Source organism: Streptomyces sp. MZ04, assembly GCF_004684775.1.
GTDB lineage: Bacteria > Actinomycetota > Actinomycetes > Streptomycetales > Streptomycetaceae > Streptomyces.
Map to the genome: position 1 here is coordinate 53,055 of NZ_SRIC01000006.1, position 22,319 is coordinate 75,373.

General features: G+C 69.1%; 21 protein-coding genes and 5 pseudogenes. 9 read left to right on the forward strand and 17 right to left on the reverse strand.

What is annotated here, in order from left to right; genetic code table 11:
• Positions 1-35: 35 nt before the first annotated feature.
• A complete protein-coding gene (locus E2651_RS02955) occupies positions 36-413 on the forward strand; it encodes a hypothetical protein (RefSeq protein WP_245238533.1) in 378 nt (125 codons plus the stop codon).
• Positions 414-498: 85 nt separating this feature from the next.
• Here the strand turns inward: E2651_RS02955 and E2651_RS02960 are convergent, their stop codons facing one another.
• Positions 499-918: an arsenate reductase ArsC gene (locus E2651_RS02960; protein WP_280922756.1), complete on the reverse strand. Its 420-nt coding sequence runs from the start codon at positions 916-918 to the stop codon at positions 499-501.
• A pseudogene (locus tag E2651_RS45005) lies at positions 911-1,042 on the reverse strand (arsenical-resistance protein); the annotation flags it as partial. The pseudogene E2651_RS45005 and the gene E2651_RS02960, both read right to left, overlap by 8 nt.
• Here E2651_RS45005 and E2651_RS02970 point away from each other — a divergent pair.
• Complete coding sequence (locus tag E2651_RS02970) at positions 1,032-1,391, forward strand: transposase family protein (RefSeq protein ID WP_209446049.1); 360 nt, start codon at positions 1,032-1,034, stop codon at positions 1,389-1,391. The pseudogene E2651_RS45005 and the gene E2651_RS02970 overlap by 11 nt on opposite strands.
• 127 nt (positions 1,392-1,518) lie before the next feature.
• Here E2651_RS02970 and E2651_RS02975 read toward each other — a convergent pair whose 3' ends face one another.
• The 5 genes and pseudogenes from E2651_RS02975 to E2651_RS03000 form a co-directional block, all read right to left on the reverse strand.
• Positions 1,519-3,279: an MFS transporter gene (locus tag E2651_RS02975; RefSeq protein ID WP_135329373.1), complete on the reverse strand. Its 1,761-nt coding sequence runs from the start codon at positions 3,277-3,279 to the stop codon at positions 1,519-1,521.
• Positions 3,276-3,422, reverse strand: a pseudogene (locus E2651_RS46085) (MarR family transcriptional regulator); the annotation flags it as partial. The pseudogene E2651_RS46085 and the gene E2651_RS02975, both read right to left, overlap by 4 nt.
• 165 nt (positions 3,423-3,587) lie before the next feature.
• Positions 3,588-4,493 (reverse strand): polysaccharide deacetylase, encoded by a 906-nt coding sequence (locus E2651_RS02990; protein WP_135329374.1) that lies wholly within the window; start codon positions 4,491-4,493, stop codon positions 3,588-3,590.
• Between the two features lie 81 nt (positions 4,494-4,574).
• A complete protein-coding gene (locus E2651_RS02995; protein ID WP_135329375.1) occupies positions 4,575-5,759 on the reverse strand; it encodes a GAF domain-containing protein in 1,185 nt (394 codons plus the stop codon).
• Positions 5,756-7,090 carry an MFS transporter gene (locus tag E2651_RS03000; RefSeq protein WP_135329376.1) on the reverse strand — a complete coding sequence of 445 codons (1,335 nt, stop codon included), beginning with the start codon at positions 7,088-7,090 and terminating at the stop codon, positions 5,756-5,758. The genes E2651_RS02995 and E2651_RS03000 overlap by 4 nt, the downstream gene beginning before the upstream one ends.
• Positions 7,091-7,283: 193 nt before the next feature.
• Here E2651_RS03000 and E2651_RS03005 point away from each other — a divergent pair, with 193 nt between their 5' ends.
• Both E2651_RS03005 and E2651_RS45010 read left to right on the forward strand, forming a co-directional pair.
• Positions 7,284-7,964, forward strand: a complete 681-nt coding sequence (locus tag E2651_RS03005; protein ID WP_135329377.1) for a GntR family transcriptional regulator — start codon at positions 7,284-7,286, stop codon at positions 7,962-7,964.
• Positions 7,965-8,140: 176 nt separating this feature from the next.
• Positions 8,141-8,457, forward strand: a pseudogene (locus E2651_RS45010) (luciferase family protein).
• Positions 8,458-8,598: 141 nt separating this feature from the next.
• Here E2651_RS45010 and E2651_RS45015 read toward each other — a convergent pair.
• The 4 genes and pseudogenes from E2651_RS45015 to E2651_RS03025 all read right to left on the reverse strand — a co-directional run bounded on the left by E2651_RS45015 (position 8,599) and on the right by E2651_RS03025 (position 10,973).
• Positions 8,599-9,174, reverse strand: coding sequence for a hypothetical protein (locus tag E2651_RS45015; protein ID WP_245238534.1), 576 nt, complete (start codon positions 9,172-9,174; stop codon positions 8,599-8,601).
• A gap of 86 nt (positions 9,175-9,260) precedes the next feature.
• A pseudogene (locus E2651_RS45020) lies at positions 9,261-9,506 on the reverse strand (alcohol dehydrogenase catalytic domain-containing protein); the annotation flags it as partial.
• 101 nt (positions 9,507-9,607) lie between these two features.
• Positions 9,608-10,036 carry a nitroreductase family deazaflavin-dependent oxidoreductase gene (locus E2651_RS03020; RefSeq protein WP_135329378.1) on the reverse strand — a complete coding sequence of 143 codons (429 nt, stop codon included), beginning with the start codon at positions 10,034-10,036 and terminating at the stop codon, positions 9,608-9,610.
• Positions 10,037-10,397: 361 nt separating this feature from the next.
• Positions 10,398-10,973 carry an NAD(P)H-dependent oxidoreductase gene (locus tag E2651_RS03025; protein WP_135329379.1) on the reverse strand — a complete coding sequence of 192 codons (576 nt, stop codon included), beginning with the start codon at positions 10,971-10,973 and terminating at the stop codon, positions 10,398-10,400.
• Between the two features lie 111 nt (positions 10,974-11,084).
• On the opposite strand from E2651_RS03025, the gene E2651_RS03030 reads away from it, so the two are divergent.
• A complete protein-coding gene (locus E2651_RS03030) occupies positions 11,085-11,612 on the forward strand; it encodes a MarR family winged helix-turn-helix transcriptional regulator (protein ID WP_135329380.1) in 528 nt (175 codons plus the stop codon).
• Here the strand turns inward: E2651_RS03030 and E2651_RS03035 are convergent.
• From E2651_RS03035 to E2651_RS03045, 3 genes are all read right to left on the reverse strand, one after another.
• On the reverse strand, positions 11,609-11,917 hold the full coding sequence (locus tag E2651_RS03035) for a hypothetical protein (protein ID WP_135329381.1): 309 nt from the start codon (positions 11,915-11,917) through the stop codon (positions 11,609-11,611). The genes E2651_RS03030 and E2651_RS03035 overlap by 4 nt on opposite strands.
• A 29-nt stretch (positions 11,918-11,946) precedes the next feature.
• Positions 11,947-13,782, reverse strand: a complete 1,836-nt coding sequence (locus E2651_RS03040; RefSeq protein WP_135329382.1) for a glycoside hydrolase family 15 protein — start codon at positions 13,780-13,782, stop codon at positions 11,947-11,949.
• Between the two features lie 302 nt (positions 13,783-14,084).
• The gene (locus E2651_RS03045; RefSeq protein WP_135329383.1) at positions 14,085-14,510 is read right to left on the reverse strand and encodes a MerR family transcriptional regulator; all 426 of its coding nucleotides are present in this window, start codon (positions 14,508-14,510) and stop codon (positions 14,085-14,087) included.
• Positions 14,511-14,706: 196 nt separating this feature from the next.
• On the opposite strand from E2651_RS03045, the gene E2651_RS03050 reads away from it, so the two are divergent.
• The 3 genes and pseudogenes from E2651_RS03050 to E2651_RS43665 all read left to right on the forward strand — a co-directional run.
• Complete coding sequence (locus E2651_RS03050; protein ID WP_209446050.1) at positions 14,707-15,519, forward strand: MBL fold metallo-hydrolase; 813 nt, start codon at positions 14,707-14,709, stop codon at positions 15,517-15,519.
• A gap of 302 nt (positions 15,520-15,821) precedes the next feature.
• Positions 15,822-16,754: a PD40 domain-containing protein gene (locus tag E2651_RS03055; protein WP_167828673.1), complete on the forward strand. Its 933-nt coding sequence runs from the start codon at positions 15,822-15,824 to the stop codon at positions 16,752-16,754.
• 287 nt (positions 16,755-17,041) lie between these two features.
• A pseudogene (locus E2651_RS43665) lies at positions 17,042-17,161 on the forward strand (deaminase); the annotation flags it as partial.
• On the opposite strand, the gene E2651_RS45025 reads toward E2651_RS43665, so the two are convergent.
• From E2651_RS45025 to E2651_RS03075, 3 genes are all read right to left on the reverse strand, one after another.
• Positions 17,146-18,651, reverse strand: a complete 1,506-nt coding sequence (locus tag E2651_RS45025) for a methyltransferase domain-containing protein (protein WP_245238531.1) — start codon at positions 18,649-18,651, stop codon at positions 17,146-17,148. The pseudogene E2651_RS43665 and the gene E2651_RS45025 sit on opposite strands and share 16 nt — an antisense overlap.
• 140 nt (positions 18,652-18,791) lie before the next feature.
• A complete protein-coding gene (locus tag E2651_RS03070) occupies positions 18,792-20,672 on the reverse strand; it encodes an ATP-binding cassette domain-containing protein (protein WP_135329386.1) in 1,881 nt (626 codons plus the stop codon).
• Positions 20,669-21,061, reverse strand: a complete 393-nt coding sequence (locus E2651_RS03075; protein ID WP_135329387.1) for an NUDIX hydrolase — start codon at positions 21,059-21,061, stop codon at positions 20,669-20,671. Before E2651_RS03075 ends, E2651_RS03070 begins: the two co-directional genes overlap by 4 nt.
• Before the next feature lie 468 nt (positions 21,062-21,529).
• On the opposite strand from E2651_RS03075, the gene E2651_RS03080 reads away from it, so the two are divergent.
• Positions 21,530-22,306, forward strand: a complete 777-nt coding sequence (locus E2651_RS03080) for a phosphotransferase (RefSeq protein WP_167828674.1) — start codon at positions 21,530-21,532, stop codon at positions 22,304-22,306.
• Positions 22,307-22,319: the final 13 nt, after the last annotated feature.

Genomic DNA, 22,319 nt, shown 5'->3' on the forward strand with positions numbered 1-22,319 from the left:
AACGCCGGCGCAACGAGGAAGCGATCCGGGCCGCCATGGACCGCCTCCTGCGCGGCGCGCTTCCGCCCGGCGGACGCTGCGACCTCAAGACGCTGGCCGCGGAGGCCGGGATCAACCGCACCGGGTTCTACTCGAAGAAGAACCCCAACGGCACTGTGCGGGAGGGCCCGTACCGGCATCTTGCCGAGGACTTCGTACGCCGCCTGACGGCACTGCACGAGGCGGGCATCATCCCGGACCCCCGGGATGCCCAGATCGCCCGTCTGAAAGCCGAGATCGACGCCCTGCGGGAACGTGCGGCTCGTCAGAGCGAGGCGATCGAGAAACTGAGCGAGTTCGAGATCCTCGCGCTGTCCCGCATCGCCGTCCCAGCACGAAGAGATCATCCGGCAGCGCAGTCCTCAGGCCGCTAGCGGCACGCCAACTGGGGCCCGCCTCGCTGCTGTTCCCCGCGGCGGCCAGAGCATCGGCTCCTGCAGCTGACGTACCGGCGAGGCGTCACTGCACGGGAAGGAGATCGGCGAGCAGAGTGCGGACGCGCGCCTCGATCTCGTCCCGGATCGAGCGGACCGCCTGGACGCCCTGACCAGCCGGGTCGTCGAGCTTCCAGTCCCGATACTGCTTGCCCGGGAAGACCGGGCAGGCATCCCCGCACCCCATCGTGATCACCACGTCGGACGCCTGGACCGCCTCGATGGTCAGCACCTTGGGCACCTCGGCGGACAGATCGATCCCGGCCTCGGCCATCGCCTTGATGACCGCCGGGTTCACGGTCTCGGCCGGGGCGGACCCGGCCGAACGGACCTCCACCCGGCCGGCGGACAGGTGCGTGAGGAAGGCGGCGGCCATCTGGGAGCGTCCGGCGTTGTGCACGCACACGAACAGCACGGACGGCTTGCCGGAGACGGTTTCACACACGAGCGGTTCCTTCTTCGAGGGCAGCCGACTGGCCGGTCACCGGGGCGGTTTGAGAGAAGAAGCGGCGTGCGGCAAGGGCGACATGGACGAGCCCGATCAGCACCGGCACCTCGATGCCCGGACCGAGGCCCGGGCGCACCCACGACATCACAGCCGCCCGCCACGACCACATCGTCGAGCACCTGAAAGCCGCCGGCCTCGGCGCCCTGGCCGACCTGGGCTTCCTCGGCCTCGACAAGGACTGCGACAACCAAGTCGTCGCCACCGGCTACAAGGCCACCCGCGCCCGCAAGCTCACCACCGGCCAGAAGACCGCCACCCGGATCATCGCCGCCGGCCGCGCCCCCGTCGAGCACGGCTTCGCGCACCTGAAGACCTGGCGCATCCTCACCAAACTCCGCACGAGCCCCGCCCGCGCCACCGACCTGCTCCGCACCCTGCTCGTCCTGACGAACCTCGAACTCGACCGCTGACAGACGATCAAGACCGAAGACAGCCGCCCACGACCAGCACGCGCACCCACGAACCCCGCCACACCAGCAGCCGCACCAGCGAAAACCAAGCTGGTGGATCTTCGGTGAAGATCCGACTGGACCTCGGTCAGTCGATGCCTTCGACGATGCGGAAGTCGCGCTCGACGCCGTCGGAGAGGGCGACCAGCGCCTCCTGGTAGGCCGCACTCTCGTGCGCCGCGACGGCCTGCTCGAAGCTGTCGAACTCGACCAGGACGGTGCGCTCGGCGATTCCGGCGTCATGCGCCACGACCCGACCGCCACGGACGAAGGTTCGACCGCCCCCGGCCTGGACGGCCGGAGCGGCCAGCTTGTTGTAAGCAGCCAGCTTCTCGGGGTCTGAAATGGTGCGGTAGACGCTGACCCAGTAGCCCTTGGGCATGGAATCTCCAGTGTTGGGATGAGTGCATCTGACGTACGGGTTGGTCTCGGACGAGCGTCGGCGGGCGAGAGCGAGGCTCGTCAGCGTCGTGATCGCCATGGCGCCGATGCCGACCAGCGCCGCGGTGGTGTAGGCGCTGTCGTCGGGGAAGAGGTGGCCGGGGCCGGTGCCCGCGGCGAGGATCAGGCCGCCGATGGCGCTGCCCAGGGAGTATCCGACGCTGCGGACGACGTAGTTGAAGCTCATGGCGCTCGACGTCTCGCTCTTGGGGGTGACGGCCAGGATGACGCCGGGCATCGCGGCCGAGAAGCCGCCGACGCCGAAGCCGAGCACGCCCATCGCCGCGAACAGTTCGGCCAGGTCCGACCGGGCCGCCGCGAACAGGGCGAACCCGCCGCCGACCACGACGGCGCTGCCGGCCAGGAGCAGGGGGTCGGCGATCCGCGTCCGGACCCGCGGCGTGAGCTTGCCGGCGACGAACCCCAGCACCGAGAACGGGATGAGGACCAGCCCGGCGACGAAGGTCGTCAGCCCGAAGCCGTAGCCGGCGCCGTGCGGCGTCTGCGCGTACCGGGTGATGAGCGTGAGCAGGAGGTACATGCCGATCCCGCCGACGAACATGGCGAGGTTCGCCCCGGCGACCGCCGGGTGCCGCACCGCCCGCACATCGACCAGGGGCGTCGTGCCGCGCAGCTCGATGACGGCCCAGACGCAGAGCAGCACCACCGCGACGACGGCGAGGCCCGCCGCCACGGCGAGGTGCCGGCTCCACAGATTCCGTTCGCCGGCGAGGAACAGCACCAGGAGCAGCGCAGCGGCCAGGACGACCGCGCCTGCCACGTCCACGTGGGCGGAGCGGCCTTCGGGGGCTTCGGGCATGGAGCGCCACGCGGTCAGGAGGGCGGCGGCGGTGACGACCAGGCCGAGGCCGTAGGCGGCCCGTACCCCGCCGAGCTCGGCGAGCAGTGCGGCCAGCGGGTAGCCGACGCCGGCCCCGATGATCGAGACCACCGAGATCAGGGCGATCACGGCCGCGCCGCGCTCCTCGGGGAGGTGGTCCCGGGCCACGCCCATCATCAGCGCCGTCAGCCCGAGCCCGACGCCCTGGGCCGCCCTGCCGGCCAGCAGCCACGCGAACGGCAGCGGCAGCACGGTGAGCGCGCTGCCGGCGACGACGACCGCCAGCGTGGCGAGGATCGTGGCCCGCCGGTGCGGGCCGGCTCCGAGCCGGCCCAGGACCGGCGTGGCGACGGCGCCGCTGAGCAGCGCGACGGTCAGCGTCCACTGCGCGCTGCCGAGCGAGACGTGGAACGAGGTCGCCACGCTGGTGATGAGCGGCGTCCCGAGGCTGGCGACCGCCGCCACGACCAGAGCGATGAACATCAGGGCGGGGACCAGCAGCCGCGCCTCGGGACGCGCCACCGGGAACGCCTTCACCGCGACCCCGCCGACCGGCTGCCCGGTCACTGCTTCGGCCCTTCGCGGTCCTGGCTTTCGATCTCTGCCAGATGCTTCAGCGCCGGAAGGGCCGCCACCAGCGCCTCGACCTCGTCGCCGGTGAGCTCGCCGATCAACCGCTCGAACGCGTGGACGCCCGCCTGCCGCCGCGTCCATCGAGATCGACGACAACTTCGGCTCCACCCTGTACGCCGAAGACGAGCGCGACACCCGGCCCGCTGAGGCCCTCGCTGAATACCCGCGCCCGCAAAGCGATGGCGTGATCGCCCGCGGGTGATCACGCCATCTCCTTCATGCGGCGCGCCGGCCGGCCTGGGTCACCGCATATCGGCAGGGCGCTCGGGGCCATCGAAGGGGAAGCGTCGACGGAAGTCGTCGGCCGCGTCCTCCAGGGTTACGAACGATACGCCCTCGTGCCCGGAGACGTACTCGATGAAGCGCTCCAGCATCAGCAGCACCTGGGGGCGCCCCGACACGTCCGGGTGCAGCGTCACCGGGATGACGGCGTAGTCCAACTCCCTGTGCACCCAGTCGAATTGGTCCTTCCAGTCCTGTTCGAGGGCGCGCGGCGAGACATAGCCGTGGCTGTTGTGGCTGTGCTTGTTGAACATCATGGGCGGCAGGTCGTCGACGTACCAGTTGCCGCAGAACTCCACCAGGTCCACTTCGTTGCCGTGGATCAGCGGCTTCATCCAGTCCTTGGCTTCGGCCGAGTAGTCGATCTTTGTCCAGGAGTCGCCGACGCGGGCGTAGAACGGGGTGAAGTCCCGGTAGTTCTGCGAGTGGTCGTAGGAGAAGCCGTACTTGTGCAGCAGTGCCGCCGTCGACTCCGACATCTCCCACCACGGGGCGACGTACCCCTTGGGCTTGCGGCCGGTGAACTCCTCGATCAGCTCTACCGACTTGGCGAGTACGTCCTCCTCCTGCTGCGGCGTCATCGCGATCGGGTTCTCGTGCGAGTAGCCGTGCGCGCCGACCTCGTGGCCCGCCTCGACGACCATGCTGGTCTGCTCGGGGAACGTCTCGATGGAGTGGCCGGGAATGAACCAGCTCGTACGGATCCCGTACCGCTCGAACAGCTTGAGCAGGCGCGGGGTGCCGATCTCGCCCGCGAAGACACCGCGCTGGATGTCGTTGGGGGAGTCCTCTCCGCCGTAACTGCCGAGCCAGCCGGCGACCGCGTCCACATCGACACCGAGTGCTATCTGAATGTCTTTGGGCATGAGTGAAGTGCTCCTTGAAGAAAGAAGAGGAGGGACGGGAGTTGAAAGGGGGGCTCGAGAGGGCTCTAGGGGGATCTAGGTCTAGGGCCGCGAGATGCGGGCCGTGAGGTCTGCCGTCGCGACGGACAGCGCCCACTGGTCCGCGGCCGTCCACTCGCGCTCCCGCATGCTGTGCACCGAGATCCACCCCGTGAGCGCGCCGCCTGTCACCACGGGCGACAGCATCTGGGCCTGCACGCCGTACACGTCCATCAGCGCCTGCGGCGGGTGCGGGGCGGCGTGGAAGTGGGGCTGGACCAGGGGCCGGCGCTCTGCCTCCAGCCACTCGACGGTGTTCAGGCGGCGCTGGTCGAGCGAGGCGTCCCTGCGGATCGACCGCACGCCCTCGCGCAGCGCCTCGCCCGCGGTCAGATCGACGTGCAGGCCGTGCGCGGGCAGGTCGACGCGGAACGTCGTACGGTCCGCGCCGGTCGCCTCGAGCACATCGGCGAGCACGGACTGGATGTGCGCGCGCAGGCTGCCGTCACGCAACAGCGTGCCGTACCTGTCCCGCGAGGGAGCGGCACCCGACAGATCGAGCGCCCGCCACAGCGTGGCCGTCACGGAGTCGAACACCGGGATGTCCAGGGCCTGTTCGAGCCGCTCGGCCTCGAACGCACCGTACACATTGGTGCATACGACGGCGACGGCCTGTGCCCCGTCCGTCGCGGCAGCCTCGATCTGGCGGGCCACGTCCGCGGCCGGGATCCGCGCGAACGCCTCGTTGTCGTCCTCGCCGAACGGCTCGGCGAGCACACACTCCAGACCTTCCTTCGCGTACGTCGCCACGATCGCCTCGCCGACATCGCGGGTGTACGGCAGCGCGAGCCCGAGCCGTCGCACCCCGTACGCGGCGCAGGCGTCGAGCAGCGCGAGCGTGGACGTCGTCGCCGGGATGCCGGTCGCCTCGGTCAGCGCCGCGGCCAGCTCCCGGTCACGCTCCACGCCGAGCCAGGAGCCCGAGGTGCCGTTCCAGACGAGTACGTCGACCTTGGCGTCGGCGAGCTGCCGGGCCGCCGCCAGCATCGGCTCCCGGTCGAACTGGGCGTCGCTGCCCGCGTCCAGGCCGATCCGGGTGACCGGCACCCGAGCGAAATGCGCGGTGACCGATCCGGCCGCGCCCCGGAGCAACCCGTACGTGACGGGCTCCAGACAGGTGTTGGACGACGGCGTGAGCATCCCCACGCGCAGCGGTCGGTGATCGCTCAGCGGACGGTGATCGCTCATCGGACGACGAGCCTCCTCGAATAGTCGATGACCAGGGACGAAACGGTGAACAGGGCACCCGCGCCGACGAAGTAGAGCAGCGCCCAGGTGTACGAACCGGTGCCGCCGACGATGAATCCGACCGCGATGGGCGTGACGATCCCGGCGATGTTCCCGGACAGGTTCATGGCGGCGCCGACGACGCCGGCGTTGGCCCGGCCGCCGAGCGTGGACGGCAACGCCCAGAACAGGCCCGCCCACCGCAGGAAGAACAGGACGCCGGAGAGCAGGGCGACCGCGGTCATCGCGTCCGGCACCAGGACCACACCCAGCAGACCCGCCATCACGGCCGCACCCGCGATCCCCATCATGGTTCGCAGCACCTTGTTGGCACCGGCGCCCCGGGCCCGCCAGTGGTCGGCGAGCCAGCCGCCGATCAGCTCACCGACGAACCCGGCACCGAAGATGACGAGCGTGGACCAGCCGATCGACTTGATGTCGAAGCCCTTGGTCTCCGAGAGGTACAACGGGCCCCAGGTGAGCAGGCCGTAGAAGACACCGTTGAAGCCCATCCAGCCCAGGCACATGCCCCAGAACGAGCGGTACCGGAGGTACGAGCGGAGCTTGGCGGGCCGGTCCCCGCCGGGCACCTCGGCATCCTCGGCCGCGTGCGCCTGCTCGATGTGCGTGGCCTCCGCGTCATTGACACCCGGGTGCTCGCGCGGTGTGTCACGCAGGAACCGCAGGGCGAAGACGCCGACGGCAACGGTCACCGCACCGGCCACGATGAAGCTGATCCGCCAGCTCCCGGTCCAGGCGATGAGCCCGGAGATGGCGACGCCGCCGAGCGCCGAGCCGAGCGGGGCACCGCCGTCCATCAGGACCGCGCCGCGCCCCCGTTCCTTCGCCGGCAGCCAGTTCGCGTTGAGCTTGCCACCGGCCGGCATCACCGGCGCCTCGACCGTGCCGAGCGCGAGCCGCGCCGCGAGCAGCGAACCGACACCCGTGGCTCCCGCGGTGAGTCCGGTCGCGACGCCCCAGCCGATACAGGCGCCGCCGGCCATCCGGCGCGGCCCGAACCGGTCGATGAGCCACCCGCTGGGGATCTGCATCAGCGCGTACGTCCAGAAGAACGCGCTGAGGACAAAGCCGGTGACCTCCTTGGACAGGTTCAGATCCTCGGTGATCAGCGGCAGCGCGACGGAGACGGAGCCGCGGTCGATGTAGTTGAGCGCGACCACGCCGAGCAGGAGCAGGAACACCTTCCAGCGGGTGCGGGTGGGAGCGGCCTCGGTGGTTCTGGGGGGATCGGTGGCCGCGTCGGAGACGCTGGCCGGGTTGGTCGGCGACATGTCAGACCCTTTGTTCGGCAGGGGGACGAGCTGCGGAAGGGCATGCTGCGCAAGGCCGCGGTGGCGGCCCGGCGGACAGATGGACAAGCGAGTGGCCTGCGCGTTCGGCGCTATGGCATACCAAAGAATGCGGATGCGGCTGCCTCGCGTCAAGGCGTTGGTATACCGTAAGTGGAATTGACGGGGAGGGAACATGGCACAGACAGGCTCCGGAGAGACGGGCGGCTGGCTCCGTGACCAGGTCTGCGAGGGCATCCGCGACCGGATCATCTCCGGGCAACTACGCCCGGGTGACCGGCTGTTGGAACGGGATGTCGCCGAGGAGTTCAACGTCTCGCGCATCCCGGTCCGCGAGGCGATCCGCGTCCTGCTCAGCGAGGGCTTCCTGGAGGCCGCCTCGCCCCGCAAGATCGTGGTCAAGCAGCTCTCGTTCCAGGACGTACTGGACCTCTTCGACCTCCGCGAAGCGCTGGAGGTGCTGGCCGTGCGCCGGGCCACGGAACGCGCGGAGAAGCCCCAACTCGATGCCCTGCGGCGCTTGTTGGACAGTGCCGAGAAGGCGACCCGGACCGGCAGGCCCGATCGCATCTCCCGCGCCAACACGTCCTTCCACCACCACATCGTGGAGATCGCCGGCAACGCCATCCTCGCCGACACCCTGCAACCCCTGGAAGGCCGGATGCGCTGGCTCTTCCAGCAGGTCGACGACCCGGCCACGGTGTGGGAGGAACACCAGGCCCTCTACGAAGCCATCGCGGCCCGGGACATCGACCTGGCCGCCGACCGTGCCCTGCGACACGTACGCCACTACCGCGAGGTCGCGGTGCGGGTCCTGTTCGACGAGCGGACGGCGGTGGCGGGGGATGGGGCTTGAGGTGTCAGGGGTTTGGGGTCTCGGGGGTTTGAGGCGTACGGGCGCTGGTGGTCGCCGCGCCATCTTCGCGCCGGGCGCGCGGGCTGGTTCCTCGGACCCGTTTGAAGGCGACGCGGGCGGTTGAGGCGGGGGAGCTCGGCGGGGTCAGTCTGATCGAGGCGGACTACCTGCACGGCATGTCACCGGGCGAGGTCGCCGCGCCGAGGCGCACATGGCAATGGGCGAGTTGGCCGGACCTTTCCGAGGCCCCGCCCCGATGCGGCACCGGTCGGGCTCTTTACTCGGACCGGGGTGAGATCGTCCATTTCCACCCAAGGCGAGCCTGGCGCCAGCCGGACCGCAGTCGAGACCTTCAACTGGTCTGCTCATGACCTTGGTGAGTATGGCCCTCCTGGCTCACCACGCGTGGCCAGTTCCGGCCGACGGGCTGCCGGTGGGGTGCAACGAGCATCGCGGCGCGGTGCTTCCGCGCGAGAATGCACACCAAGGATGAAGCAACTTCACCCAGGGCAGGGGGAATTGTGGCGATCGACACGCGGGAGGAAGAGGCCATCCAGGGGGTCGTCGAACGCCTCGCGCACACCTATGGCACGTCGCGTACGTCTGAAGAGATCGAAGCCGCTGTAGCCGCGGCTCATGCCGGTTTCAGTAACCGGCCCGTCCGCGATTTCGTTCCTGTGCTCGTCGAACGCAAGGGTGCTGCGAGCTCACGCCATTGCTCTGTGGGCGGGGTGTGGGGTGTGGTCGTGAGGAGGTGGAGGCTGACGTGGTCGGCCCCGGCGTCAAGCTGCTCATGGACGCGGTGGGCGATGTCCTCGGCGGTGCCGTGGGCCACGATCGCGTCGACGATCTGGGCGCCGAGCGAGTCCACGTCCTCGTACCCCAGGTCGCGCAGCAGAGCGCGGCGGTTGGGCAGGGCAGCCGCTGCTGTGGTGCGAGCCGGCGCGGCGGTGTGCGAGCGGTCCGGACCCAGCACGCACAGCTGGGTGACGGCCAGCAGCGCGGTGGGTCCGAGCTGCTCTGGCGTTGCGGGTGTGTTCGACCGGCATGCCCAACAGGTTTGCGCCCCAGGTCCGTTCGGCGGCGAGTGCGAGCATGTGGCCCCGGTACGGCGCGCGAGCTGGACGGCGAGCGAGCCGACGCCCCCCGCGGCTCCGGAGATGACGACGGTCTCGCCCTCCTCGGGCTGGACGGCGTGTACCGCCCCCATGCGGTTGCTCCGACGACGTACAGGCTGCCGGCCACCTCCCATGAGACCTTCTCCAGCTTGCGTGTGAGGTCACCGGCCTCGACCAGGACCAGTTCGGCCTGGGAGGCCCGCTTCTGGGTGAATCCGATCACCTCGGCGCCGGGCGAGAACCCGGCAAGCCCGGTGCCGACCTCCTCGATGACCCCGGCGAGGTCGCTGCCCTGCCCGGACGGGAACGTCGACGGGAACATATCCGCCAACGCCCCCGTGCGGATGACCGCCTCACTGGGGTTGATGCCGGCCGCTTTCACGCGTACGAGGACCTGTCCGTCCCCGGGCACCGGGCGTTCCACCTCGTCGACCCGCAACAGGTCGATCCCGCCGAACTCGGCGTACCTGACCGCCTGGGCATGATGTCTCTCCTTCGACTCGCTGAAGCTGACAGGGGTGTGGGCTACGCCCGCCGGAGTTCGAGCACGGGAATGATGCGGATCCCGGCAGTCTTGCGCTCGTACTCGGCGAAGCCGGGGTAACGCCGCGCTTGCTCGGCGTAGATGCGGTCGCGTTCGGCGCCGGTCAGTTCGCGGACGGTCACCTGGTAGGTCGCGGTGCCGCGTTCGATGGTGCCCTCACCGGCGGCGGTCAGGTTGCGGTACCAATCCGGGTTGGTGGGTGCTCCGCCCTTGGTTGCGAAGACGTAGACGATGTCCGGCGCGGTGTCGTGCGGGAGGTACATCATCGGGCTGACGTGCTCCTGCCCGCTCTTGCGGCCGCGGTGATGGACGAGGACCAGCGGAGCGCCCTCGAAGACCCCGCCGACCCTGCCCTCGTTCGCTCGGAACTCTGCGATGGTCTTCGCGTTCCGGTCCACTGCTTCGCTCATGTCGAACTCCTGTCGTTCACGATCCGGGTCATGCGCTGGGAGGACGAGCTGTAGGGACAAGAGCGGGCTCTGCCTTGCGCCAGGCGGTGACGCGAACGCCGCTGCTCATCGACGCCGCTGGCGGCGGGGAAGGCCGACTGCCGCACGATTGCCTCGAGGCTCTCTCGCTGTTCGGTGCTGACGGAGGATCTCGCTTCGGCCGGCGACTTCCTGCCGGGAGGCGGGCCACTGTGATCCCTTCCCCACTGTGATCCCTTCCACGGACAGGTGCCTTCTCGGTGCCATGGGGCGTCTCGGCTCAGTAGGACATGGCGGGACTTCTCGTACGTCGCACAGGGGTGAACAGAGCCCGGCGGGCGGCTCAGGCTGCGGCGGCCGAGGCCATGCGCAGCGGTGCGAGCGCGGCGCTCCAGGCGATGACTTGGTCGAGCATCGTGTCCAGGGCGGGCAGGTTGTACTCGCCGGGCTTGAAGACGCTGAAGTTCTCGAATTCGGTGATCATCGACAGTGCGACCTGCTGGCGTACGTCGGCCATCTGGAGCTCGGCGGCGACGGCGCGTAGGTGCTCGACGGCCCGGACGCCGCCGACCCCGCCGTAGGACACGAAGCCGACCGCCTTGTTGTTCCATTCGGCGTAGAGGAAGTCGAGGGCGTTCTTCAGCACGCCCGGGATGCCGTGGTTGTACTCGGGTGTCACGATGACGAACCCGTCGAACGATGCGATCTTGTCCGCCCACTGCCGGGTGTGCTCGTTCTGGTACTGGCCGAGCGACGGCGGCATGGGCTCGTCGAGGTGCGGCAGCGGGTGGTCGCGGAGGTCGAGGAGTTCGAACTCGGCGTCGGTGCGGCGTGATGCGATGTCGAGCACCCAGCGGGCGACCTGTTCGCCGTTGCGGTTGGGGCGGGTGCTGCCGAGGATGATTCCGATCTTGAGCATGACGGTTGCCTTCTCATCTGCGGCGCTTCGTCGCTGAAGTGCGTTGCCTGATAGATCGCATGCCGTGCAGATGATCTGTCCAACAATGAATAGGCGGGTATCATTCCTGTTATGAGTGCCGAGACACCGATCACGCCGGTCGCCGACGGTGTGGACGGCGCGGGGGACTTCGGTTTCTCCCTCCTCGTCCTGACGCGCGCGTACCGGACCGTCGTCGCGTCGGCCCTCGCTGACGTTCCGCAGGGCGCCCGCGGCTACCAGACGCTCGCCGTCGTCACCCGAGGTGACCAGCAAAATCAGGTCGCCCTGGCCACCTACCTGGGGATCGACCGCACGGTGATGACGTACCTGATCGACGACCTCGTCGCGGCCGGCTTGGTCGAGCGCCGGCTCAACCCCGCCGATCGGCGCCAGCGCAAGATCGTCGCCACCGCCCGGGGCGTCAACACCCTCCAGGACCTGCGGCGGCAGGTACGGGAAGCCGAAGACCGGCTCCTTGAGACGCTCGATTCGAATGAGCGCCAAGCGTTCCGGACCCTGCTCAGCCGGATCGCCTGCGACGTCCGGGACATGGACTTGGCCACTGCCCCCTGCGACGTCACCCCCGACCCGTGCGACGTCGCCGAACCCGGGTCCTAACCCTTGTTGCAGAAGGCTGGGTCCGGGCGTGCGTATGTGTGCTCTGACCTGGCGGCCTGCACGTAGGTGGCTCCGCGTTGTTTGAGGAGGTCGGAGGCGAGTTGGGACACGGGGGTCGGGTCGGCCTCAGGGGCGTAACTGGCGAGTTCCTCGGGGGTGTTGCGCATGCTGGTGGGGTTGAGACGGTCGCCGTGAAGGTGGACGACGAGGGCTCGTTGTGCCTGCAGCGGACGACGGCCGCCGATGCTCGTGGGCTGCGAGGCGATGGTGGGCTCGACAGAGATCGCGCGGAGCGCGGTCTCCATCACACCGCCGTCCCGGCGGTGATGCTGCGTCAGCCCAGCGCGCGGTCGAGGTTGAAAGCGGCGCTGATCAGCGAGAGGTGGGTGAATGCCTGGGGGAAGTTGCCCAGCTGTTCTCCGGTCGGGCCGATCTCCTCTGCGAACAGACCGAGGTGGTTGGCGTAGGTGAGCATCTTCTCGAAGGCGAGCCTGGCCTCCTCCAGCCGGCCTGCGCGGGCCAGCGCCTCCACGTACCAGAAGGAGCAGATCGAGAAGGTGCCCTCGGGGCCGTGCAGGCCGTCCGGGCTGGCGGTCGGGTCGTAGCGGTACACCAGCGAGTCGGAGACCAGGTCCGTGGTGAGCGCGTCCAGGGTGGAGAGCCACTTGGGGTCGGTGGGCGAGACGAACTTGGCCATCGGCATCATCAGCAGCGAGGCGTCCAGCACGTTGTCGTCCAGCCCCTGGACGAACGCCCCTCGCTCGGCCGACCAGCCGCGCCGCATGATTTGCCGGTAGATCGCGTCCCGGGACTCCCGCCAGCGGGGCAGGTCCGCCGGCAGACCGCGGTGGTTCGCCATGCGCATCGCGCGCTCCAGCGCCACCCAGCACATCAGCCGCGAGTACACGAAGTTCCGCCGGCCCGCCCTCGTCTCCCACACCCCCTCGTCGGGCTGGTCCCAGTGCTCGCACAGCCAGTCCACCACGGCACCGACCTCGTCCCAGCGGTCACTGCTGATCGGCTGCCCCCACTTGTCGTAGAGGTAGATCGAGTCGATCAGCGCACCGTAGATGTCCAGCTGGAGCTGGCCGGTGGCGGCGTTGCCCACCCGGACCGGTGCGGAGCCGCGGTAGCCCTCCAGGTGCGGCAGCTCGTACTCGGGCAGCTCGCTGCGCCCGTCGATGCCGTACATGATCTGCAACGGACCGCTCTCCCCCGTGCCCCGCAGGATGCCCCGCTCGGAGATGAACCCCATGAACGCCTCGGCCTCCGAGGTGAACCCCAGGCGCAGCATCGCGTAGACGCAGAAGGCGGCGTCGCGGACCCAGACATAGCGGTAGTCCCAGTTGCGCTCGCCGCCGATCTGCTCGGGCAGGCTGGTGGTCGGTGCGGCGACGATCGCACCGGTCGGCGCGTAGGTGAGCAGCTTCAGCACCAGCGCGGAGCGGTTCACCATCTCCCGCCACCTCCCGTGGTAGCGCGAACCGGCCAGCCAGTGGCGCCAGAACCGGACGGTCGCCTCGGCCTGCTCCTGCGCCTCGGCGCGCGGGCACGACCGGGCCGGGACGTCGTCGCCGATCTGGTCGAGGGCGAACACGTTGGACTCGCCCTCGAGGAGCTTGAAGTGCGACCACACGTCCAGGCCGTCGCTTTCCAGGGGTGCGGTGGCGGTCAGCGCGAGCGTCAGTGACGGTGAGCGGAACACCGCCGTGTGGCCTTCAAGGTGCGTGGTGTGCGCTTCGGCGCCGTAGCCGAATCGCGGGGCGACCCGCGCCTTGAAGGGGAGGGTTCCGCGGACGCAGATCACCCGCCGGATCAGCCGGTGCCGGGCCGCCTCCCGCGACTCGTCGACCACGGGCATGAAGTCCTGTATCTCCGCTACCCCGTCCGCGGCGAAGAACCGCGTGATCAGCACGTTCGTGTCGGGGAAGTAGAACTGCCTGGTGCGTGTCGGGACCTCGGCGGCCAGCTCGAACGACCCGCCCCGGTCGGCGTCGAGGATGGACCCGAACACGCTGGGCGCGTCGAAGCGCGGGCAGCAGTACCAGTCGATGGTCCCGTCCGTACCGACCAGGGCGGTCGTACGAAGATCGCCGATCAGGCCGTGCTCGGAGATCGGTATGTAGCGGGAGCTGTCGGCCTGCTCGAAACCAGTCGTGTCGAACGCCATAACGGCCTCCCTGCCGCTGCGGCCCGGGCCCGGGCCCGGAGAAAAGCGTTGCTTTCATGCTAGACCGCTACTCGAGGCGGGGGTCAGACAGAGCCGTGCGGACAGGACTCGGCGGCGATGAGGACCCATCCCTGACCTCTTGTGATCTCGTACACGCACCACCGTGGAGGGCTGGATACGCACAGGGTTCTGCGGTCGTCATGGAGGCGTGGAACACCACGGCGCACGTCCAGGAGACAACGCGGCGGACGCGAAGAAGCACGCGTTCATCACGGCCGAGCTGCACACGTTCTCACGCTGAATCACCGGGTGACCGCTGACCGCGCGCCCCGCTCCGCTGACCGCGCGCCCCGCTCCGCAAGGGAGGAGCACTCCGGACAGTCGGAGATGACCGGGTGCACGCAGCGCACCAGGTGGGCCAGGAACCGGTCAGCCAGTTCGAGGTTCGCGATGTGTTCGGCGATCCGGGTGCGCTTCGCGTTGACCAGGCCGATGCGGTCGCCCCGTTCCCCCGTGGCAAGTTCGCCGATTTCGGCAAGTGACAGCCCGGCCCGCCGGCCGATTTGGATGAGCCGGGCCTGGCCGATGATCTGGTCGTCGTAGACGCGATGCCCGGAGGGCAGCCGGCGCGGGCTGAGCAGTCCGATGTCTTCCCAGTGCCGGAGGACATGGGTGGCCACCCCGAGCAGGGCGGCCGCATCGCCGATCTTCATTTCCGGTGCGGACATCACACTCCTTTACTTCAGGTCGGCCTGAAGTTATACCGTCCGGTCATCGAAGGCGCCAGCCGATCGAGAGAGGGGCAACATCGCCATGTCTGAAGCTGTGAGATCACCGACGCTGGCCGCGTGCTGCGGCGCGGTCGCAAGCCTGGCAACGGGTCTTGTCCGTCCCCGACGCCCCGACCAGCGGTTTCTACGCGGCTTGACCGACGCGGGGTTGCCGGACACGGCGGTATCGGTCACCGTGTCCGCACTGCGACAGGTGCCACGGCCGGTGCCCACCGCGATGGTCGTGGAGGGGCGGCGGCAGCCACGGCGCATCATGAATGCGCTGCTGTCGTTCGTGATCACCCACCCGGAAGCGACGTTCATCGTGGATCCGAGTGTCTGCCTGGATGCCCGCAGCCGCGCCATTGCCGAGCTGCCGGCATTCCTGCGGGTCGCGGTGCGTCCCCCGGCCGACACCGTCGCCACCGTTACCGCGCTGCGTGAGCGGCCGAGCTCCGACCTGGATTTCGCGCTGCCGACGCACGCGCACTGGGACCACGTGAGCGGGCTGCTCGATCTCCCCGAACTGCCGGTACATCTGCACCGCCGCGAACACAACTGGGTCATGCCAGGCCCTGTCGCACCCGTGGGTGGCGTCCGCGAGGCCCTGCGCGGCCGCGGCATCGTCCAGTACGAACTGGACGGCCCGCCGATCCTCACGTTTGCCGCCAGCCATGACCTCTTCGGCGATGGCTCCGTCGTGCTCGTCGACCTCGCCGGACACACCCCTGGCAGCGTCGGAGTTCTGGCGCACACGGCAACGGGCTGGGTGCTGCTCGCCGGCGACGCCGCCTGGCACACCGACCAAATCGACCTCATCCGTCAAAAGGCCGGCTACCCCGGTGAGCTCGCCGACGAAGACCGCGACGAGACCTTCCGGACGCTGCACCGCCTGTACGCCGTCAAGGACCGAGTCGCGATCATCCCGACGCACGACCACCACGCGGCCCAGCAGCTGCCGACGTGATCACTCAGAATGCCTCCTGCGGGCACGCAGGCTGGTCGTCCGGCGCATACGGGCCGGTCCGATCCCGGTAATCCTGCTCGGGGGGCGAGGAACATCGGCGTCAGATCCTGACCTTGTTCGCTCTGTGAACACCGTGCCTCAGATGGTGCGTTACCTGTCGAGACGTGGTCCGGATGGTGTGTGAAGCGCCCGGTTGTCTGCGGTACAGCGTCGATATCTGTGGGGTGACGTTTCTTGATCGACATGCGCTGTGTTCAGCAGGGCCGGTATGGCCGGTCCGCAGATGCAGGGAAGGAGCGCATGTGCGCTTCACACACGCTGCGTTGACAGTCGGGCTCGCGGTTACGACGAGCCTGTCGCTGGCGGGGACCGCCGGCGCGGAGGGAACGGTAGGGGCGGGCCGGATCACCGCCACGGACTACTCCGCGGGGTCCCCCGCCACCGTCGCGCTGGACCCGGCGACCGGCTCCGTCACCACCACGTTCGCCCAGGCCGCGGAAGACGGGGTCCTCGCGGCCAAGGGCCCCCGGGTGGCGTACATCCAACGCCGGGATACGTGCATACCGCAGACCGAAGGGTGCATGTACGCCCGCGACCTGGTGATCGCCGACGCCGACGGCAGCGACCGGCGCGTCCTGGCCGAGGGCGTCCAGCCCGAAGACGCCACCGCGCCGTACGTCGGACACCCTGACTGGTCTCCGAGCGGTAAGCGGATCGTCTACGACAGCCCACGCGGCCTGGAGTGGATCGCCACGGACGGCACCGGTGCCGAGGTGCTCACCTCCGGCAGCCGCGGCACGTTCTCGCCGGACGGCCGGAGCATCGCCTTCCTGAAGGCCACCTCGTACGACACGCCTGACGGCGTGGAGTACGGCTCCGACGTCTACACCCTGGACCTGGCCACCCGCGAGGTCCGCGCCGTCACAACCGATCACCAGGCGTGGTCGACGGCCGCTGATCGGTCCCCCGACGGGCAGCGCGTCGTCCACTCCGCCGGGCACGGCCTGCGCATCACGGACGTGGCGACCGCCGCCGCCACCGAGCCGCAGTGGCCGTCGCCCCTCTCCAGCATCCAGAATCCGGTCTTCTCCCCCGACGGCAGCCGGATCGCCTTCACCGCCGTCGACGACTCCGCCGGCACAAGCGGCGCCTACGTCGTCGATGCCGCCGACGGAGGGAACCTCCGCGTGCTCACCGACCGTCCCGTGACCCTCACGGACTGGCTGGCCAACTAGAGCCGCAGGGCTCCGGCCCCGGCGGAGGCTTACGGCACGACGATCTTGAAAACCGTCGTGGCAGCGATGTCTCCGTGGGTTCAAATCCCGCACCCACAGCAGATGAACGGCCCCTGACCAGGTGAATCGATCGGAGGCCGTTCTCATGTGCGTTGTCCGTCAACCACCGTGGTTCCCCGTCAGCTTCCGGTCGACCGGGCATGGCAGGGGCACGGTCATCTTGATGGTCTACTGGGAGACCGCGCACCACGGTGCGCAAGCTCAAGGCCGAGGCTGATCACGACGCCACGAGCGTGGTCGGCGGCGGCAAGCGGTTCTTCCCCGACGGCGTGCGCCTCGATCTCGCGCTGGTCGAGGAGCGTGCCTTCGACAGCGGACTGATCTACGCGCGCTACCGGACCCGCTGAGCCGCGGGGCCGGTGACGAGGTACTGCGGACCGTGACCGGTGCGGGCACGCTCGACGGCTTCAAGGCGGGCGAAGGGTACGTCGCCCATCAGGCGCCGCCACTCGTCGAGATCGTGGATGGCCCACAGGTCATGCTCGGCAGGGTCGAGGCGGATCTGACGGAGTTGCTCGGTGGTGATGTTCCCGCCGTCGAAGATGAAGCCGATCTTGCCCAACGGCCAGCGGGGTCCCGGGTGGAGGTAGTGCGTCAGCAGCAGGCGGGGCGTGCCCTGGCCGAGTTCGAGTCCGGTCTCCTCGGCCGCCTCTCGACGCGCCGTCTCCAGGGGGTCTTCGCCGGCGTCGGCGTTGCCGCCGGGAAACTGCCAGAGCCGGTTGCCGTACACCGAGCGCAGCTGAACGGGCCGATCGTCTTCGTCGCGGACGTACAAGCAGCCGTACACCGTGTGGTGGGGCACCGTCTTCACGTACGCGGCCGGTGTCATGGGCAGCGGATGGCCCGCACGTCCGTGACGGTGATCGAACTCAAAGGCCAGAACGCTCAGTTGCTCTTTGGCCGGAGGGTAGACGGTGCGGAGAGCTTCGCGTAGTTCCTCGCGTGAGGCGTCGGGGTCGATGCGGCGGGGATCGTGCGCGTCGAGCAGCTCGTCGAAGGACGTGTACGCCGTGATCCGCCGTGCGATGACATCGAGGTACCGGCCGCTGTCTCGGTCGTGGAAGACGATCGTGTCGCCCTCTTCGACTGACCGCTTCGCGGGGGTGCTCACGCGCACCTCGATCGTCTTTCGACCTGCCTCCACTTGGCCGTAGTGGCGAGGCAGCAGATGCATGTGGTGCTCTCGAGCCCCGCCCTTCACCGCCGGGCCGGGCGTGCGGGCCGATGGCGGCGGTGCGGAGTGCGTGGAGTGCTGTGCTGGAAGACTGCTCGCCGTGTCCGGGCCGCGCAGGATCACGAAGGCGAGGCCCTCGCTGTCGTGGCGCTCGGTGGTAGGCCAGGCTGTCTGCAGGTGGGTGAGGTCGTCTTCGTCGAGCGCGATGTCACGCCGCTCCGCGGGGGTGTCCGCGGCGAGTGGCGCGATGACCACGAGCGCGCCGCCGGGGCGCAGACGGCGGCCGAGGGCGTGCAGGGTGCGGTCGCGGTGGGTCAGGAACGGATATACGAACCGGAGAGTGATGACGTCGTATCCGTCGGCGTGGAGAGAGGCCCAGTCGTCGTTCTCGATGTCCAGGTGCATCCATCGGGCGGCGGCTGTCGTATGGGTGGCGGCTGCTTCGGCCAGGGCGTTGTCGGACCAGTCGACGGCGTCGACGGAGTAGCCGAGCGAGGACAGGTATGCGGCGAGGTCCCCGACGCCGCATCCGACGTCGAGGGCCCGGCCTTGAGCCGGGGCCGGCAGGCGCTGGGCAAGCAGTGACCGCTCATCGTCGGCGAGTTGGCGGTACCGGCGGCCGTCGGCGTAGCCGGTGTTCCATTCGTCCTGCGTGCTGAACACGAGGGACACCTACCTTTCTGAACTGGCATGGCACGGGGCGTGCCAGCCGGGACCCTGCGCCCCGTGCAGTACACCTCCAACGCGCCTACGCGCTGCCCGGCGGCGGCTTTGGAAGGGCAACAGAAGTCGGCGATGCAGCCTCACCGGTCCTTGGCCAAGGAGAGGAGTTCCGCGAACAGACCGCCGGCGTTGCCTAGTTGGTCGTACGAACCCTGCTCAGTGACGCGTCCGCGCTCCATCACCACCACCCGGTCGGCGATCTTGGTGTTCTCCAGCTGGTGAGTGACGACGATCGTGATCCGATCGCCGGCAACCCTCTTGATCTCCTCGAAGATCTGGTGCTCACCGCGCGCGTCCATCTGCGAGGTCGGCTCGTCCAGGATCAACAAGTCCGGCCGGCGATAGATCGCGCGGGAGCAGGCCAGCCTCTGCCACTGGCCGCCGGACAGTTCGGCGCCGCCGAAGACCTCGCGTGCCAGCAGGGTGTCGAGGCCGTCGGGAAGTTCCTCCACTGCTTCGCGCATGCCGACGGAATCGATCGCGTCCCATACGGGGCCGTCGTCGAAGGTGCGGGGCTGGCCGAGCGTCACGTTCTCGCGGATGCGTAGGGGCCACTGAGCGAAGAGTTGGGGCACGAGTCCGGTCCGCTGCCAGACGGTGTTCTGGTCGAGGCCGGCCAGGTCGGTGCCGTTCCACGCGACGCTTCCCTTGTCTGACAGGTAGATGCCGGTGATCAGGCGGAGCAGTGTCGACTTGCCGCTACCGTTCTCACCCACGATGGCGAGGATCTCGCCGCGGCGCAGGGTGAGGGAGACCCCGTTGACGGCGGGCGCATCCTTGCCGGGGTACTGGTAGACGACGTCGTCGAGGCGGATCTCCTCCACTGGTGCCTGGATGGTCGACTCGCCACGGTTCGGGGCGCGTTTGGCGGCTTCGTCGAGGAAGGTCTGCATGTCGGTGAGGTACAGGCTCGTGTGGAAGAGGGCGGCGCCGTTGACGACGACCTGGGCGAGCGCGGCGAGCGTGGTCTGCACGGCGACGACGGCAGTAGCCGCGACCGCTTCGGCGACTCGGCCGGTGATGGCCAGCCAGGCGAGTGCGGCCCACGTCAGGACGAGGAAGACGCCGCCGGCGAGGGAGGAGCCGAGGGCAATGCGCAGGGTGCGCGGTGCGACAGAGAGGAGTCGGCGGTCGATGCGATCGGACAGGTACTGGTACCAGAACAGGAGATAGTCGGTCATGCCGTTGGCGCGGACTTCGTCGCCGTGCTTGGGGGTAGTGGCCCACCAGCGCATCATGTGGCGCACGTTACGGTCGGAGATATTCGCGTAGTGCATCTCGTAGTCCACGCGCGCGGACAGGACCGCACCGATGCCGGCGGGCAGTACGGCGAGCAACAGCAGAGGCAGCATCGACCAGTGAAGGGCGGACAGCACACCGCTGGCCGCGATCATCCTGATCAGTGCGGACATGAACCTCTGGGCGTCGTTGACCATCACGTGGGTGCGGATGACGCCCATCTCGGCGGCCTCTTGCCGGTCGGTGAACCCGTCCTGCGCGTAGGCGGTGGCTTCGACCCGGCACACGGCCTCGACGAGCCCGGTGTCGGCGTACGTGGTCAGCGGCGGAGTCAACCGGCGGTCTGCGTAGGAGGAGAGGGCGCTGGACAGGCGGCCCAGGGCCGCCATCCCGGCAACGACGAGGAGGGCGGGCAGGGCCTGGTGGAGGCGGTCGGATGCGGTGTCGCCGGAGAGGATCGGCTGCATGGCGCGGGCGGTCGCGGTGAGCCCGACCGCGGCAGCCGCACCTGTGATCACCTGGCAGGCCATGAGGAGGAGAACGGCCTGGCGGTCGAGTTTCCATGCCATGTGCCAGATGCGTCGGAGCACGGACGGCAGGCGGGCGCACATGTGCTGGAAGGACACGTCGCCGAGCGGGTTGATGGAGTACTCGCCGCTGTAGTGGATCTCTGCTGGGGGTGGAGGCGGTGGCGTTGCTGTCTCCTTCGTGTCGTGGCTCATCGGCCGACCTCCTCCGTACCTTCGAGGTGGCCCGGCCCTCGCGCGGGATCGGCGGCGGCGCGCACGGCCGCCGTGAGCAACCCTGCATTCGTCTCGTCCATGACGGCGAGGGCTGATGTCGGCTGCCACCAGTCCCACCCGAGCAGTTCGCCCGCGGGCACCGTGATGTGGTCATACGCAGCGGGCTCGATGCGCCCGGCGAACACATACAGGTGGCAGCCGAGCCCGTCCAGTGGGCCGGGCAGCCACTGCACGGCGAGGAGCCGGCTGACCTGGACGGGAACTCCGACTTCCGCAAGCCCCTCCCGCGCGCAGCACGCACGCGGGCTCTCTCCTCCATACGGGCCGTCCTCGCGCTGGATCAGGGCGGCTGCTGCGGAGTTGCTCACGGCCCGTTCCTTGGGCGCGTCAGCTCTGGCAGTGAGTCGAGATGAAGGGGGAGCCGTGTGCTCGCATGCGGCGTCAGAAGAGTTCAACTGCATGTCTCCTAGGCTGAGTTGGCGAACAGGCTGTCGATGTCGGAGTAACGACCCCGGCGCCGTTTTCGAACACACGTGTTTCAGACGGGCCGAGAACCCGGTGCGTGCGGCGTGCCGAGTGCACGTATCCCTGCGTTACGGCGGCCGCCCTTGACCCGCTGGTGGCCGAAACGCCGAGCTTGATACGGGAGTGGCGGACGAGGATTTGGACCGGGATTTGGACCGTCCCGGACAACGGCACGATGACGGCGAAGCGGATCAAGGTGGGCGCCCAGGCCGCCTCGCCGGAAGAACCCGCGGTGGCTCTGATGGGCCGGTAGCCACGTGGCGTGACTGTTGAAGGAAGCGAGCTGCCCCCGACGGACAAATCTGCCGGCCGTGGCGGACGCCTACGCGCTCGGCGAGGTCCCCTCGGTGCGGTATCTCGCCGAGGGCTTGCTGAACCGGAACTGGAAGATCACCACCGACCAGGGCACCTTCGCCCTCAAGGAAGTCGTCAACACCCCGGTGGACAAACTGCTCCGCAGTCTCACGGTGCTCTCTGCGCTGGAAGCTGCCGGTCTCCCGGTGTGCGCACCACACCTGAGCCCAGCGTCCGAACCACTGGTGACCGTCGGAGACCGCAGTTACTGCCTGCTTCCGTTGGTAGAAGGCAACCCTGCCGTCCCGCTCGGGCCGGTGGGCGAACGGCCCAGGGCCAAGGTCACGGCGCCCAAGGCCGCGCTCGCCGAGGCCGACCGTTTTCTCGGGGGCATCGCGCAATGGGAAGCGCCTGATGCGTTCGACCAGGCGACGGAGCCCGCATTGCACCAGCGCAAGAAGCTCATCGCCGAGAACGCCGACCAGGGCCCGGTGGACGAGGCTCCCCGCGGGCGGTGGGGCTGGACCCACGGCGACTTCCAGCCCTTGAACGTGCTGTGGCGCCAGGGCGCTGTCGTGTCCGCCTTCGTCACCGGGTACCGGTCGCAGCGCGACCTGGCCGACGCGGACCTGACGGATGCGGTCGAGCGGCTGTGGTGGAAGCGGCTGACGGACTACTGGCAGCTCCAGTTCCACTACGACAAGCACGACTTCGGCGCCGATGCGCTGTGGGGAGGCAGGAGTTACCGCGTAAACCGGTCCCGGCGCCGAGCGGACCGAGCGGAAGGCGCCTGACGGGCAAAAGACC

Bases quoted from the DNA above. Each gene is read 5' to 3' on its own strand.
- E2651_RS03000 (WP_135329376.1), bottom strand. From the start codon at position 7,090: ATGTCGCCGACCAACCCGGCCAGCGTCTCCGACGCGGCCACCGATCCC.
- E2651_RS03035 (WP_135329381.1), bottom strand. From the start codon at position 11,917: ATGGAGACCGCGCTCCGCGCGATCTCTGTCGAGCCCACCATCGCCTCG.
- E2651_RS03040 (WP_135329382.1), bottom strand. From the start codon at position 13,782: ATGGCGTTCGACACGACTGGTTTCGAGCAGGCCGACAGCTCCCGCTAC.
- E2651_RS03070 (WP_135329386.1), bottom strand. From the start codon at position 20,672: ATGAGCCACGACACGAAGGAGACAGCAACGCCACCGCCTCCACCCCCA.
- E2651_RS03020 (WP_135329378.1), bottom strand. From the start codon at position 10,036: ATGAGCGAAGCAGTGGACCGGAACGCGAAGACCATCGCAGAGTTCCGA.
- E2651_RS02995 (WP_135329375.1), bottom strand. From the start codon at position 5,759: ATGAGCGATCACCGTCCGCTGAGCGATCACCGACCGCTGCGCGTGGGG.
- E2651_RS03005 (WP_135329377.1), top strand. From the start codon at position 7,284: ATGGCACAGACAGGCTCCGGAGAGACGGGCGGCTGGCTCCGTGACCAG.
- E2651_RS03030 (WP_135329380.1), top strand. From the start codon at position 11,085: ATGAGTGCCGAGACACCGATCACGCCGGTCGCCGACGGTGTGGACGGC.
- E2651_RS45015 (WP_245238534.1), bottom strand. From the start codon at position 9,174: ATGGGGGCGGTACACGCCGTCCAGCCCGAGGAGGGCGAGACCGTCGTC.
- E2651_RS02970 (WP_209446049.1), top strand. From the start codon at position 1,032: ATGCCCGGACCGAGGCCCGGGCGCACCCACGACATCACAGCCGCCCGC.
- E2651_RS02955 (WP_245238533.1), top strand. From the start codon at position 36: ATGGACCGCCTCCTGCGCGGCGCGCTTCCGCCCGGCGGACGCTGCGAC.
- E2651_RS02990 (WP_135329374.1), bottom strand. From the start codon at position 4,493: ATGCCCAAAGACATTCAGATAGCACTCGGTGTCGATGTGGACGCGGTC.
- E2651_RS03025 (WP_135329379.1), bottom strand. From the start codon at position 10,973: ATGCTCAAGATCGGAATCATCCTCGGCAGCACCCGCCCCAACCGCAAC.
- E2651_RS03045 (WP_135329383.1), bottom strand. From the start codon at position 14,510: ATGTCCGCACCGGAAATGAAGATCGGCGATGCGGCCGCCCTGCTCGGG.